General features: G+C 51.4%; 13 protein-coding genes. All 13 read left to right on the top strand.

What is annotated here, in order from left to right; genetic code table 11:
• The first annotated feature begins 156 nt into the window (after positions 1 to 156).
• The 13 genes from ACTS9Y_RS15785 (at position 157) to ACTS9Y_RS15725 (ending at position 13,503) form a co-directional block, all read left to right on the top strand.
• On the top strand, positions 157 to 513 hold the full coding sequence (locus ACTS9Y_RS15785; RefSeq protein ID WP_379030973.1) for an NADH-quinone oxidoreductase subunit A: 357 nt from the start codon (positions 157 to 159) through the stop codon (positions 511 to 513).
• A gap of 34 nt (positions 514 to 547) precedes the next feature.
• Positions 548 to 1,027: a NuoB/complex I 20 kDa subunit family protein gene (locus ACTS9Y_RS15780; protein ID WP_055825969.1), complete on the top strand. Its 480-nt coding sequence runs from the start codon at positions 548 to 550 to the stop codon at positions 1,025 to 1,027.
• A gap of 24 nt (positions 1,028 to 1,051) precedes the next feature.
• On the top strand, positions 1,052 to 1,648 hold the full coding sequence (locus ACTS9Y_RS15775) for an NADH-quinone oxidoreductase subunit C (RefSeq protein ID WP_442586846.1): 597 nt from the start codon (positions 1,052 to 1,054) through the stop codon (positions 1,646 to 1,648).
• Positions 1,649 to 1,744: 96 nt separating this feature from the next.
• The gene (locus tag ACTS9Y_RS15770; protein ID WP_442586845.1) at positions 1,745 to 2,998 is read left to right on the top strand and encodes an NADH-quinone oxidoreductase subunit D; all 1,254 of its coding nucleotides are present in this window, start codon (positions 1,745 to 1,747) and stop codon (positions 2,996 to 2,998) included.
• Positions 2,999 to 3,046: 48 nt separating this feature from the next.
• Positions 3,047 to 3,526 carry an NADH-quinone oxidoreductase subunit NuoE gene (nuoE, locus tag ACTS9Y_RS15765; protein WP_442586844.1) on the top strand — a complete coding sequence of 160 codons (480 nt, stop codon included), beginning with the start codon at positions 3,047 to 3,049 and terminating at the stop codon, positions 3,524 to 3,526.
• 11 nt (positions 3,527 to 3,537) lie between these two features.
• Positions 3,538 to 4,887 (top strand): NADH-quinone oxidoreductase subunit NuoF, encoded by a 1,350-nt coding sequence (nuoF, locus tag ACTS9Y_RS15760; RefSeq protein ID WP_442586843.1) that lies wholly within the window; start codon positions 3,538 to 3,540, stop codon positions 4,885 to 4,887.
• A gap of 50 nt (positions 4,888 to 4,937) precedes the next feature.
• The gene (gene nuoG, locus ACTS9Y_RS15755; RefSeq protein ID WP_442586842.1) at positions 4,938 to 7,370 is read left to right on the top strand and encodes an NADH-quinone oxidoreductase subunit NuoG; all 2,433 of its coding nucleotides are present in this window, start codon (positions 4,938 to 4,940) and stop codon (positions 7,368 to 7,370) included.
• A gap of 1 nt (position 7,371) precedes the next feature.
• Positions 7,372 to 8,400: an NADH-quinone oxidoreductase subunit NuoH gene (gene nuoH / locus ACTS9Y_RS15750; protein ID WP_442586841.1), complete on the top strand. Its 1,029-nt coding sequence runs from the start codon at positions 7,372 to 7,374 to the stop codon at positions 8,398 to 8,400.
• Between the two features lie 51 nt (positions 8,401 to 8,451).
• The gene (nuoI, locus tag ACTS9Y_RS15745; RefSeq protein ID WP_379030951.1) at positions 8,452 to 8,943 is read left to right on the top strand and encodes an NADH-quinone oxidoreductase subunit NuoI; all 492 of its coding nucleotides are present in this window, start codon (positions 8,452 to 8,454) and stop codon (positions 8,941 to 8,943) included.
• A gap of 18 nt (positions 8,944 to 8,961) precedes the next feature.
• On the top strand, positions 8,962 to 9,591 hold the full coding sequence (locus ACTS9Y_RS15740) for an NADH-quinone oxidoreductase subunit J (RefSeq protein WP_442586840.1): 630 nt from the start codon (positions 8,962 to 8,964) through the stop codon (positions 9,589 to 9,591).
• Between the two features lie 2 nt (positions 9,592 to 9,593).
• Entirely contained in the window at positions 9,594 to 9,899 is a 306-nt protein-coding gene (gene nuoK, locus ACTS9Y_RS15735) for an NADH-quinone oxidoreductase subunit NuoK (protein WP_055825950.1), read from the top strand.
• Between the two features lie 5 nt (positions 9,900 to 9,904).
• A complete protein-coding gene (nuoL, locus tag ACTS9Y_RS15730; RefSeq protein ID WP_442586839.1) occupies positions 9,905 to 11,995 on the top strand; it encodes an NADH-quinone oxidoreductase subunit L in 2,091 nt (696 codons plus the stop codon).
• The gene (locus tag ACTS9Y_RS15725) at positions 11,995 to 13,503 is read left to right on the top strand and encodes an NADH-quinone oxidoreductase subunit M (RefSeq protein WP_442586838.1); all 1,509 of its coding nucleotides are present in this window, start codon (positions 11,995 to 11,997) and stop codon (positions 13,501 to 13,503) included. Before nuoL ends, ACTS9Y_RS15725 begins: the two co-directional genes overlap by 1 nt.

The following is a 13,503-nucleotide window of genomic DNA, read 5'->3' as shown; positions in this document are numbered from 1 at the left end:
TCTAACTGTGATTGTGTTTTGATTGCAGGTCTGATGACATATTAGCGACGTTGGCTGTTTGGGAATTGTTTGCTTGGGCGTGTTTCGTTGTGTGCTTGTCAGGCCGTTAGGTTTGCAGTGAAATGACTTGTTAACATGATCGATGAAGGCAAATCAGTGTTAGAAAATTATTTCCCGATTTTAATGTTTACCCTGGTGGGCTTGGGCGTTGGCCTGGGACCTCTCATCGCTGGTAAACTAGTCTCGCCGCATCGCCCTGATGCGGAAAAAAACTCTCCTTATGAATGTGGCTTTGAAGCGTTTGAAGACGCGCGCATGAAATTTGACGTGCGCTATTACCTGGTTGCCATTCTGTTTATCCTGTTTGATCTCGAAATTGCTTTTCTTTTCCCCTGGGCGATCGTCATCCAGGAAATTGGTCCGGCCGGGTTTTGGGCCATGATGGTGTTCTTGTTTGTGCTGGTAGTCGGTTTCATCTTTGAATGGATGAAAGGGGCTTTGGAATGGGACTAACAGGAATGCAACTGATGAAAACGGGGTTGATGCTATGAGCATTGAAGGCGTACTGGAAAAAGGCTTTGTCACCACCACCCTGGATACGGTGATCAACTATACGCGTACCGGTTCTTTATGGCCGATGACATTTGGCCTGGCTTGCTGTGCGGTTGAAATGATGCATGCAGGTGCAGCACGTTACGACCTGGACCGCTTCGGCATTGTTTTTCGCCCCAGCCCGCGGCAATCGGATGTGATGATCGTCGCCGGCACGCTGGTGAATAAAATGGCACCGGCTTTGCGTAAAGTCTATGACCAGATGGCGGAACCACGCTGGGTGATCTCTATGGGTAGCTGTGCCAATGGCGGCGGCTATTACCATTATTCTTATGCAGTCGTGCGTGGTTGTGACCGGATTGTGCCAGTCGACGTGTATGTGCCGGGTTGTCCACCGACAGCAGAGGCTTTGCTTTACGGCATCATCCAGCTGCAGAAAAAAATCAAACGAACCAATACCATCGCCCGAACTTAACTAGCCAGCCCAAGAAACTACACTATGTCCGCAAAACTAGAACATTTGTCCGCACAGCTCAAGCTAGCATTGGGTGATGGCGTGGTGAAGCTGGAGCAGAGCCTGGGCGAGATCACCGTTGAAGTGCATGTGAAACATTTGCTGGCGGTGGCAGATAAGTTGAAAACCCATGCCGAGCTCAGGTTTGAGCAACTGATCGATCTGTGTGGTGTGGATTATTCCGATTATGCTGATGGCCGCTGGGAAGGCCCGCGCTTTGCCGTGGTGCTGCACCTGTTATCTGTTGGGCTGAACCAGCGCGTGCGTATCCGTGCATTTGCCGCTGACGATGATTTCCCTGTATTCCCCACGTTGGTCGATATCTGGCCGGTCGCCAACTGGTTCGAGCGCGAAGCGTTTGACCTTTACGGCATGATGTTTGAGAACCATCCGGATTTACGTCGCCTGCTGACTGATTACGGTTTTGTCGGCCATCCCTTCCGTAAAGATTTCCCCATGATAGGCAACGTGGAAATGCGTTATGACCCGGTGCAGCAACGTGTCGTCTACCAACCGGTCTCTATTGATCCACGTAACAATGTGCCGCGCCTGATCCGCGATGAAGGAAAACATCATGGTTGATCGTTTATCCGTTTCAATCAACCACAGTCATTCATTCTCTTTTCAAAGTTCTGCCTTTGCTTTGGCTGAATATTGCATGTTTGGGGCTTGCTAGCTATGGCAGAAATTAAGAATTACACCATGAACTTTGGCCCGCAGCACCCTGCGGCGCATGGTGTGTTACGTCTGGTGCTGGAACTGGATGGCGAAGTGATCCAGCGTGCAGACCCGCATATCGGTTTGTTGCACAGAGCGACTGAAAAACTGGCTGAAAACCGTACTTACCTGCAAAGCGTGCCTTACATGGATAGGCTGGATTATGTCTCCATGATGGCCAACGAGCATGCCTATGTGATGGCGATCGAGAAGATGCTGGGCCTGGAAGTGCCGGTGCGTGCGCAGTATATCCGTGTCATGTTTGATGAAATCACCCGCATCCTCAATCACCTGCTGTGGCTGGGTGCGCATGCGCTGGATGTGGGGGCGATGACAGTATTCCTGTATGCCTTCCGTGAGCGCGAAGATCTGTTCGATGTATATGAAGCGGTGTCTGGCGCGCGTATGCATGCGGCGTATTACCGTCCAGGCGGCGTGTATCGTGACTTGCCGGAAAAAATGCCGCAGCACGAAACCACCAAATTCCGCAGTGAAGCAGAGATCAAGAAACTGAATGAGAACCGTCAGGGTTCCATGCTTGATTTCATTGAAGATTTCACCAACCGTTTCCCCACTTATGTGGACGAATACGAAACCTTGCTGACAGATAACCGTATCTGGAAACAGCGTACGGTCGGTATCGGCGTGGTGACGCCTGAGCGCGCATTGGCACTGGGGCTCACTGGCGCGATGTTGCGTGGTTCTGGGATTGCCTGGGATTTGCGCAAGAAACAGCCTTATGAAGTCTATGACAAGATGGATTTTGATATTCCATTGGGTGTCAACGGCGACTGTTATGACCGCTACCTGGTGCGCGTGGAAGAGATGCGCCAGTCCAACCGTATCATCAAGCAATGTATAGACTGGTTGCGCGTCAATCCCGGCCCGGTCATCACTGATGATAACAAAGTGGCGCCGCCTAACCGCGAAGGCATGAAAACCAATATGGAAGACTTGATCCACCACTTCAAGTTGTTTACCGAAGGTTTTCACGTGCCCGAAGGCGAAGCCTATGCCGCCATTGAGCACCCTAAAGGCGAATTCGGTATTTATATGGTGTCAGATGGTGCCAACAAGCCTTACCGCCTGAAAATACGGGCGCCGGGCTTTGCGCATCTGGCCGCGCTGGATGAAATGACCAGAGGGCATATGATTGCCGACCTGGTGGCGATTATTGGTACACAAGATATTGTGTTCGGCGAAATCGATAGATAACCGGACTGACGTGATAGACCCGGATCGAAAAGATATTAAGGTACAAGCATGTTGAGTGCAGAATCGATAGAGAAAATTGAATACGAACTGTCCAAGTATCCTGCAGACAGGCGCCAGGCGGCAGTGATGTCAGCCCTGCGTATTGTGCAAATGGAACGCGGCTGGTTATCCAAGGAAAGCATCACCGAAGTAGCGAAGTACCTGCGCATCCCCGAGATCGCCGCACTGGAAGTCGCCACTTTTTACAATATGTATGATCTGGAACCGGTCGGCGAGCACAAGATCACCATCTGTACCAATATCTCCTGCATGCTGCGCGGCTCTGATGAGATTGTCGAACACCTGCAACACAAGCTCGGTGTGGGCTTTAATGAAGTCACTGCCGATGGCAAGTTCTGTTTGAAAGAGGGCGAATGCATGGGCTGTTGCGGTGGTGCGCCGTTGTTGCATGTCAACAACAGCCAGATGCATGAATTTCTGACCACTGAAAAAGTGGATGCGCTCATTAATGAGTTAAACAAGGGCTGAAGGAACTGTTTATGGCAAATACTTCAACTACCCAAACCAAGCAGGCAGCAGCCCACCAGGCTGCCGTGGTCAAAACCGATCTGGCCGGGCAAACGCTGGTCACTTTACGCACGCTGACAGAAGAAAACCCTGCCTCACTCGCTACCTATGAAAAGCTGGGCGGTTATGTACAGCTTAAACGGCTAGTAGCAGAAAAAACCAAAGCGCCGGAAATCATCAGCCAGATCAAAGTCTCCAACTTGCGCGGACGTGGCGGGGCGGGTTTCCCCACCGGCCTGAAGTGGAGCTTTATGCCACGGTATTACGATGGCACCAAATACCTGGTGTGTAATACTGATGAAGGCGAACCAGGCACGTTTAAAGACCGCGACATTATCCGTTATAACCCGCACCAGCTGATCGAAGGCATGGCGATTGCCGCTTACACCTTGGGCGCACGCGTAGGCTACAACTATATTCACGGTGAGATCTGGCAGGATTACGAGATATTTGAAGCCGCACTGGCAGAAGCACGTGAAGCTGGCTATCTGGGTGAAAACTTGTTTGGCACTACCTTCAGTTTTGATCTGTATGCAGTACATGGCTACGGCGCTTATATCTGCGGCGAAGAAACGGCGCTGATCGAATCGATAGAAGGCAAAAAAGGCCAGCCACGCTTCAAGCCGCCATTTCCTGCCAGTTATGGCGTGTTTGGCAAACCGACCAACGTCAATAATACCGAGAGTTACACTTCCATTCCGTGGATCATGCAGCATGGCGGCCAGGCATTTGCCGATCTGGGCGTGCCTAACTCAGGGGGTAGCAAGTTATTCTCAGTGTCAGGCCATGTCGGAAAACCTGGCAACTATGAAATCAAAATGGGTACGCCGTTTAAAGATCTGCTAGAGATGGCTGGTGGCATCTGGAAAGGCCGTACATTGAAAGCGGTGATTCCGGGCGGCCCATCAACCGCAGTGATGCCAGCGAGCGCGATTGAAAATGCGACCATGGATTACGATGGCTTGAGCAAAGCCGGTTCCAGCCTGGGGGCGGGTTCCATGATAGTCATGGACGAAACCACCTGCATGGTGAAGACCCTCAAGCGCCTGAGCTATTTCTTTTATGAAGAGAGTTGCGGTCAATGTACGCCGTGCCGTGAAGGTACCGGCTGGGTTTACCGCATCATTGAACGTATCGTGAACGGCAAAGGCAAAATGGAAGACCTGGATTTGCTGACCGATTTAAGCAATAACATTTCCGGGCGCACGATTTGTGCACTCGGGGATGCTGCAGCAACACCGGTGTTGAGCTTTATCAAACACTTCCGCCCAGAATTTGAATATTACATACAGCATGGTAAATCCATGGTGGATGGTAAATAAAAATCTATTTTTGAGACCACCTCAACAAATAAATTTTAGAGATAGCAGACATGTTAAATATCGAAATTGACGGCAAACCACTAGAGGTCGAACACGGCAGCACCATTATTGATGCTGCGGATGCGGTAGGCATTGCCATTCCGCGTTTCTGCTATCACAAAAAACTGTCGGTAGCCGCCAACTGCCGCATGTGCCTGGTACAGGTCGAAAAATTTAACAAGCCATTACCCGCCTGCGCCACACCAGTGGCCGACGGCATGAAGATTTTCACACGCAGCAAGGCTTCAGTCGAAGCGCAAAAAAGCGTGATGGAATTTTTGCTGATCAACCACCCGCTGGATTGCCCGATCTGTGATCAGGGTGGTGAGTGTGATCTGCAGGATATCGCGGTGGCTTATGGTGCTTCCGGTTCTCGTTACACCGAAGAAAAGCGCGTGGTATTCAACAAGAATATCGGGCCGCTGGTGAGTACCGATATGACGCGTTGTATCCAGTGTACCCGCTGCGTGCGCTTCCTCAAGGAAGTCGGCGGCATGCAGGAACTGGGCCTGGTCAACCGTGGTGAACATGCTGAAATCACCGCGTATGTCGATCAATCCGTAAACTCCGAACTCAGTGGCAACATCATTGATTTATGCCCGGTAGGCGCATTGACCAGCAAGCCTTTCCGTTATTCTGCGCGTAGCTGGGAGCTGGTGCGCAGACCTTCGATTGCCCCGCATGACGGCCTGGGTTCACATGTGGAAGTACACGTCAAAGATAACAAAGTCATGCGCATCCTGCCGCGTGAAAAAGAGTCGATCAATGAATGCTGGCTGTCTGACCGCGACCGTTTCTCCTATGAAGGCCTGAACAGCCCGGAACGCCTGAAAGTGCCTATGATCAAGCACAATGGGCAATGGCAGGAAACCGATTGGAAAACAGCGCTGGAATTTGCCGCTGGCCAGTTAAAAGACATCACCAAACAATACGGTGCTGACGCCCTGGGCGTGCTGGTGTCACCCAACAGCACCATGGAAGAAGGCTACCTGATCAAACAGCTGGCCGATGGCCTCGGTTGCGGCAATGTCGATTACCGTTTGCGTCAGACTGACTTCCGCCTGGACGGAAAGCGTACAGGTACGCCATGGATGGGCTGCAATATCCAGGAGATCGAAGAGCTGGACCGCATCCTGCTGATAGGGTCCAATATCCGTAACGAACATCCATTGCTCGCGCAGCGTATCCGTAAAGCGGTCGCCAATGGTGCTGAGCTGAGCATCGTCAGCCCGTTAGATAATGATCCATTGATGGATATTGCACACAAAGTCATTGTGCGCCCTAACGACATGGTGAATGTGCTTGGCCAGATTTTAAAAGGCATGTCCGGCCTGCAAAAGCTGTCGCTGTGCCTGCCGCCAACACTGAACAAGTTACTCGAAGAGATCAAGGTACGTCCAAACACGCAGAAAATCGCGGAAAGCCTGGCCGGTATCCGCGAAGACCTGATCCTGATCGCCCCTAAAGTCGGTATTTTCCTCGGCAATATGGCGCTGAGCGACCCACGCTTTACTGAAATGTACAGCATGGCAGAAGCCATAGGCGGTATCAGTGGTGCCAAGGGCGGTATCTTGCCACCGGCTGCCAACAGCACCGGCATGCATATGATAGGCGTGATGCCTTCCGCCACAGGCATGCACGCGCGTGCCATGCTGGAAGTGCCACGCAAGGCCTATTTATTATTGAATATAGAGCCTGAACTGGATTGCCAGCACGCGGCATTGGCGAATGATGCCATGGCAAAAGCGGAGTGCGTAATCGCATTAACCGCATATAAATCATCCGCTTTGGAAAACGCCGATATCTTGTTGCCGATCGCGCCATTTACCGAAACTTCCGGTACATTCATGAGCATGGAAGGCCGTGTGCAAAGCTTCCAGGCTGTGACGCGTCCTTTGGGTGAGTGCCGCCCGGGCTGGAAAGTCTTACGTGTACTGGCGAATACCTTAGGCCTGCCAGGATTTGACTACAACAGCTCAGAAGAAGTGAAAAATGCTGTCTTCAACGGTGAAAAACCTTCTGCTGTGGTCTGGCGTAGTCTGAATAACAACCTGAAAGAGCTGGTTGAAATCCAGGTCAATATCAAGAAACTGGGTTTGCAACGCATAGGCGAAGTGCCGCAGTATGAGTCTGACCCTATCGTGCGCCGTTCAGCCCCTTTGCAGAAAACCAAATATAACATCCGCCCGATGGCGCGCATGCATGGCGAGCAGTTGGCCGAGTTAGGTTTGCAGGATGGCGATATTGTGGTCGCGCGCCAGGATAAAGGCAGTGCAGTACTGAAAGTGCGCCTGGATAACCATGTGGCCAAAGGCTGCGTGCGCGTGGCAGCGGCACACCCGCTGACGGTGGGGCTGGGTGACCTGATGGGCGATATCACTATTGAAAAAGCGGCGGTCGAGCAAGTGGCGATTTACGAAAAACAACTGACCGAGATGGCATAACATGCAATTCTTCTCTGAATTATTTGGATCCTACTGGCCAGATGTGCAACTGGTGGCGTGGACACTGGTAAAAATCATTGCCATCGTGCTTCCATTGATGATTTGTGTCGCTTACCTGACTTATTTCGAGCGCAAGGTCATCGGCTATATGCAAGTGCGTATCGGCCCTAACCGTGTGGGCCCGTTTGGTTTGCTGCAACCCATCGCCGATGCTTTAAAGCTGTTGTTTAAAGAAATCATCCTGCCGACTGCGTCAAATAAAGTGCTGTTTTTTATTGGCCCTATCCTGACCATTGCCCCGGCGTTTGCTGCCTGGGCGGTGATCCCGTTTGATGCCACGCTGGTATTAGCCAATATTGATGCCGGTTTGTTGTATATCCTGGCCATGACTTCAGTTGCGGTGTACGGTGTGATTATTGCCGGTTGGGCGTCCAACTCCAAATACGCATTCCTGGGTTCACTGCGTTCCGCCGCACAAATCGTGTCTTATGAGATCGCCATGGGCTTCACACTGGTGGGTGTGCTCATGTGTGCCAATTCACTCAACCTGGGCAAGATCGTGATGGGGCAGGAGGGTGGTTTCTGGCATTGGTACTTTATTCCTCTGTTCCCGTTATTCATCGTGTATTTCATCAGTGCCGTGGCCGAAACCAACCGCGCCCCGTTTGACGTGGCAGAAGGTGAATCCGAGATCGTGGCGGGTTTCCACGTTGAATATTCCGGCATGGCGTTTGCGGTATTCTTCCTGGCGGAATATGCCAACATGATACTGGTGTCCATGCTGGCGGCATTGATGTTCCTGGGTGGCTGGTTATCGCCACTGCCATTCTTGCCAGACAGCATTTTGTGGCTGTTTGCTAAAGTCGCTTTCCTGTTGTTTATGTTTTTATGGTTCCGCGCGACTTTCCCGCGTTACCGCTATGACCAGATCATGCGTCTGGGCTGGAAAGTATTTATTCCAATCACACTGGTATGGATAGTCGTGGTGGCCGCCATGATGCAAACGCAGTGGGCTTATCTGTTCCATTAATGGATTTCAGACATTGGACAATGCACAACCAGGGATAACAGAAACCTTACCATGTTGAACGCGATTAAAAATACATTAGGCAGTTTGATGTTATGGGAAATGCTGAAAGGCATGGCCCTGACAGGACGCTATTTCTTTGCCAAGAAAATCACTATCCAGTACCCGGAAGAGCGTACGCCGCAGTCGAACCGTTTCCGCGGCTTGCATGCCTTGCGCCGCTACCCTAATGGTGAAGAGCGTTGCATCGCCTGCAAATTGTGCGAAGCAGTCTGCCCGGCGATGGCGATCACCATCGAGTCTGACCAGCGTGAAGATGGCAGCCGCCGGACTACCCGCTACGATATTGACCTGACCAAGTGTATTTTTTGCGGTTTCTGTGAAGAGTCCTGCCCGGTAGATAGCATCGTCGAAACACGTATTTTTGATTACCACGGTGAACAACGCGGCGACCTGTTATACACCAAGGAAATGTTGCTGGAAGTGGGCGATAAGTATGAGGCAGAAATCGCGGCCGATCGTACCCAGGACAAGGCTTATCGCTAGGCGCGGACAGGAAAAACCATGATATTTACCGATATAGTTTTTTATGTGCTGGCAGCGATCCTGCTGTTTTCTGGCATTCGCGTCATCACTACCCGCAACCCGGTGCATGCCGCCTTGTTCCTGGTGTTGTCCTTTTTTACCGCAGCCGGGATCTGGCTGTTGCTGGAAGCTGAGTTTCTCGCCATCGCACTGATCCTGGTGTATGTCGGGGCAGTGATGGTGCTGTTCCTGTTTGTGGTGATGATGCTGGACATCAATATCGACAAGCTGCGTGAAGGGTTCTGGTCTAATCTGCCACTGGCATTGACATTCGGGGTGGTGATGATGGCTGAGATGGTCATTGTACTATCAGCGAAAAACCTCAATCCTAGCCAGGCAGTCACAGCGCCTGAGGGCTTTAGTAATACCGCCGCGCTGGGCAAAGTGTTGTATACCGATTATTTGCTGCCGTTTGAGCTGGCCGCCGTGGTGCTGTTAGTGGCCATGATTGCAGCGATTGTGCTCACACTGCGTGAGCGCCAGGATAACAAATCCATGAACCCGTCCGAGCAGGTCAAGGTAAAGCGTAGCGACAGGCTGCGTATTGTGTCTATGCCTGCTGAAGTAGAGCCACCAGCACCACCCCCGGCACCAGAGGAGAAAAAATAATCATGGTCGGCTTGTCTCATTACCTGATTTTAGGCGCCCTGATGTTTGCTATCAGCGTGATCGGTATCTTCCTTAACCGCAAAAACGTGATCATTCTGCTGATGGCGATTGAGCTTATGCTGCTGGCGGTGAATCTGAATTTTATTGCCTTCTCGCATTACCTCAACGATATTGCAGGCCAGGTATTCGTATTTTTCATCCTGACGGTGGCGGCGGCTGAATCAGCGATTGGCCTTGCCATCCTGGTCGTGCTGTTCCGTAATCTGCATACCATCAATGTTGACGATCTGGATCAGCTAAAAGGTTAAGTGTAATGACAATCAAACAAATCCTGATACTTATTCCTTTGCTGCCCTTGCTGGCCGCAGCGGTCGTTGGTTTATTCCGCAATTACCTGCCACGCTGGGCTGCGCACGTTATTACCATTGCCGGCGTTGGCGCTGCGTTCGTCTTGTCTGTGAATATACTCAACCAGACGCTGGCTGGCTTTACCCTGAATGAATCGGTATACACCTGGCTGAATTCAGGTGACATTCATTTTGAAGTCGGTTTCCTGATCGACAACCTGAGTGCCATGATGATGGTGGTGGTGACTTTCGTTTCATTGATGGTGCACGTGTACACCATAGGCTATATGCATGAAGACCCAGGCTACAGCCGCTTCTTCAGCTATATCTCGCTGTTTACTTTCTCCATGCTGATGCTGGTGATGAGTAATAACTTCATGCAACTGTTTTTCGGCTGGGAAGCGGTAGGCCTGGTCTCTTACCTGCTGATTGGTTTCTGGTTCACGCGGCCCACGGCGATTTACGCCAACCTGAAAGCTTTTCTGGTCAACCGGGTAGGTGACTTTGGTTTCCTGCTCGGCATAGGCATGGTGCTTTATTATTTTGGCAGCGTGGATTACGCCACCGTGTTTGAGCGTGCACCTTCGCTTGCCGAGACACAGGTCAATATTCTGGGCAGCTCTTCCTGGTCATTGATGACAGTCACTTGCCTGCTATTGTTTGTTGGCGCGATGGGTAAGTCGGCACAGGTGCCGTTGCATGTCTGGCTGCCAGATTCTATGGAAGGCCCGACCCCGATTTCTGCCCTGATTCACGCAGCGACCATGGTCACCGCCGGTATCTTTATGGTGGCACGCATGTCGCCACTATATGAATTATCGACCACTGCTTTATCCACCGTGATGGTAATTGGTGCGATTACCGCCTTGTTTATGGGTTTCCTGGGCATTATCCAGAACGACATCAAACGCGTGGTGGCTTATTCCACGCTGTCACAGCTGGGCTATATGACGGTTGCGCTCGGTGCTTCAGCCTATTCTGTGGCCATCTTCCACCTGATGACACACGCTTTCTTCAAGGCATTGTTATTCCTGGGGGCAGGCTCTGTCATCATGGGTATGCATCACGATCAGGATATCCGCAACATGGGGAACCTGAAAAAATACCTGCCTATCACCTGGATCACTTCACTGATCGGTTCGCTGGCCTTGATCGGGACGCCATTCTTCTCCGGTTTTTACTCGAAAGACAGCATTATTGAAGCAGTGGAGTTATCGCATATCCCTGGTAGCGGTTTTGCTTACTTTGCTGTGATCGTCGGTGTGTTCGTGACTGCATTCTATTCATTCCGTCTGTATTTCCTGGTCTTCCATGGCGAGGAAAAATGGCGCGTGACATCGCATGCACATACTGCTAAAAATCACGCAGCACATGACCATGACGCGCACGATGCACATGCTGACGCGTATCATGATGATGATCACGCCCATGACGATGCCCATCACCATGGCCTGGGGCCTAACGATGATCCGCATGAACCAGGCTGGGTGGTGACGCTGCCGTTGATCCTGCTGGCGATTCCATCACTGGTGATCGGTTATTTCGCGCTGGAACCCATGGTGTTCGGCGACTTCTTCAAAAACGTGATTTTTGTGAATCCCGAAGCCCACCCGGCGATGGAGCATCTGGCACACCATTACCATGAGTTCATGCACAGCCCGGCAGGTATGGCGATTCATGGCTTCGCCAGCTTGCCGTTTATCCTGGCAGCCTCTGGCGTGTTGCTCTCCTGGTTCTTCTATATGAAACGTCCGGATATCCCGGCCGCGATCCAACAGCGCTTCGACCTGGTTTACCGCATACTGGATAACAAATACGGTTTCGACAGCTTTAATGAAAAATTCTTTGCCGGTGGCTCTCGTTACCTGGGCCGCTTGCTATGGAAATTTGGCGATATCACATTGATCGATGGCGCGATGGTCAATGGCACCGCCAGGACCATGGGCAAGATCGCTGCCAAACTACGCAATGTGCAATCAGGTTTAATTTATCACTACGCTTTTGCAATGATTATTGGCGTATTCCTTCTCATGTCTTTCTTTGTAAAAATTAATTAATGATGCAAGCCGACCTCACAAGTATTTCATGGTTAAGTCTGGCCATCTGGCTACCGGTATTCTCCGGCGTGCTGGTATTGCTGCTCGGGGGCGACCACAAGGCAACACTGACGCGTTGGCTGGCACTGGCTGGCAGCCTGGTCAGTTTCCTGGTCACACTCCCGCTGTACACACAGTTTGATGTGCAGGATGGTTTCTTCCAGTTTGAAGAGCTATTGCCGTGGATCCCCGCGTTTAATATGCACTATCACCTGGGTGTGGATGGCTTCTCCATGCCATTGGTACTGCTGACCAGTTTTACGACCGTGATCGTGGTGCTGGCCGGCTGGGAAGTGATCACCAAGCATGTGGCCCAGTATATGGCGGCTTTCCTGATCATGAGCGGCATCATGATAGGCGTGTTCACTGCGCTCGATGCGATCCTCTACTATGTGTTCTGGGAAGCGATGCTCATCCCCATGTTCCTGGTGATCGGTATCTGGGGCGGGCCTAACCGCGTCTATGCCACGGTCAAGTTTTTCCTGTATACCTTGCTGGGTTCCTTGTTGATGCTGGTGGCGTTTATTCACCTGTATCACCAGACTGGCAGTTTTGAGCTGGCCGATTACTACTTGCTGCCGCTGAGCATGCAGGCACAGATCTATATTTTTATCGCCTTCTTTATGGCGTTCGCGGTCAAGATCCCGATGTGGCCGGTGCATACCTGGTTACCGGATGCGCACGTGGAAGCCCCTACTGGTGGTTCTGTCGTGCTGGCGGCGATTGCGCTGAAACTGGGAGGCTATAGTTTCCTGCGCTTTGCCATGCCGATTGCGCCGGATGCCTCACATTATTTCAGTACCGCCATGATCGTGTTGTCACTGATCGCGGTGGTCTACATTGCCCTGGTCGCCCTGGTGCAGACTGATATGAAGAAACTGATCGCGTATTCTTCTATCTCGCACATGGGTTTTGTGACATTGGGCTTTTTCATGTTCAGCCAGCTGGCGCTGGAAGGGGCGGTGATGCAGATGATCTCGCACGGCTTTATTTCTTCTGCCATGTTCCTGAGCGTAGGCGTGCTGTATGACCGCGTGCACAGCCGTGAGATTTCCGCTTATGGTGGTGTCGCCAACAAGATGCCGGTATTTGCCGGATTCGCGGTGCTGTTTGCCATGGCCAACAGCGGCTTGCCTGGTACCTCAGGCTTTGTCGGTGAGTTCATGGTGATCCTGGCCGCAGTGAAGTTCAACTTCTGGGTCGGCTTTGCGGCGGCCACCACACTGATTTTTGGTGCAGCCTATACCTTGTGGATGACGAAACGGGTATTTTTTGGTGATGTGACTAACCATCATGTGGCAGAACTGAAAGATTTGAATAAACGTGAATTCCTGATCCTCGGCGTTCTGGCTATTCTAGTGATCGGCTTTGGTTTGTATCCGCAACCGATTACTGAAGTCATGCAGGCGACTAGTAGTGAATTCCTGAAACATATGGCGATCTCAAAATTGCCGGTCACAGGCTATTAA

The organism is Methylophilus sp., from assembly GCF_052173275.1.
Classification (GTDB): Bacteria; Pseudomonadota; Gammaproteobacteria; order Burkholderiales; family Methylophilaceae; genus Methylophilus.
This window is presented reverse-complemented; position numbering and strand designations above follow the sequence as displayed.

Coding starts and splice junctions, on each gene's coding strand:
- ACTS9Y_RS15775 (WP_442586846.1), top strand. CDS start 1,052: ATGTCCGCAAAACTAGAACATTTGTCCGCACAGCTCAAGCTAGCATTG.
- ACTS9Y_RS15740 (WP_442586840.1), top strand. CDS start 8,962: ATGATATTTACCGATATAGTTTTTTATGTGCTGGCAGCGATCCTGCTG.
- ACTS9Y_RS15725 (WP_442586838.1), top strand. CDS start 11,995: ATGATGCAAGCCGACCTCACAAGTATTTCATGGTTAAGTCTGGCCATC.
- ACTS9Y_RS15780 (WP_055825969.1), top strand. CDS start 548: ATGAGCATTGAAGGCGTACTGGAAAAAGGCTTTGTCACCACCACCCTG.
- nuoF (WP_442586843.1), top strand. CDS start 3,538: ATGGCAAATACTTCAACTACCCAAACCAAGCAGGCAGCAGCCCACCAG.
- nuoL (WP_442586839.1), top strand. CDS start 9,905: ATGACAATCAAACAAATCCTGATACTTATTCCTTTGCTGCCCTTGCTG.
- nuoI (WP_379030951.1), top strand. CDS start 8,452: ATGTTGAACGCGATTAAAAATACATTAGGCAGTTTGATGTTATGGGAA.
- nuoK (WP_055825950.1), top strand. CDS start 9,594: ATGGTCGGCTTGTCTCATTACCTGATTTTAGGCGCCCTGATGTTTGCT.
- nuoE (WP_442586844.1), top strand. CDS start 3,047: ATGTTGAGTGCAGAATCGATAGAGAAAATTGAATACGAACTGTCCAAG.
- nuoG (WP_442586842.1), top strand. CDS start 4,938: ATGTTAAATATCGAAATTGACGGCAAACCACTAGAGGTCGAACACGGC.
- ACTS9Y_RS15770 (WP_442586845.1), top strand. CDS start 1,745: ATGGCAGAAATTAAGAATTACACCATGAACTTTGGCCCGCAGCACCCT.
- nuoH (WP_442586841.1), top strand. CDS start 7,372: ATGCAATTCTTCTCTGAATTATTTGGATCCTACTGGCCAGATGTGCAA.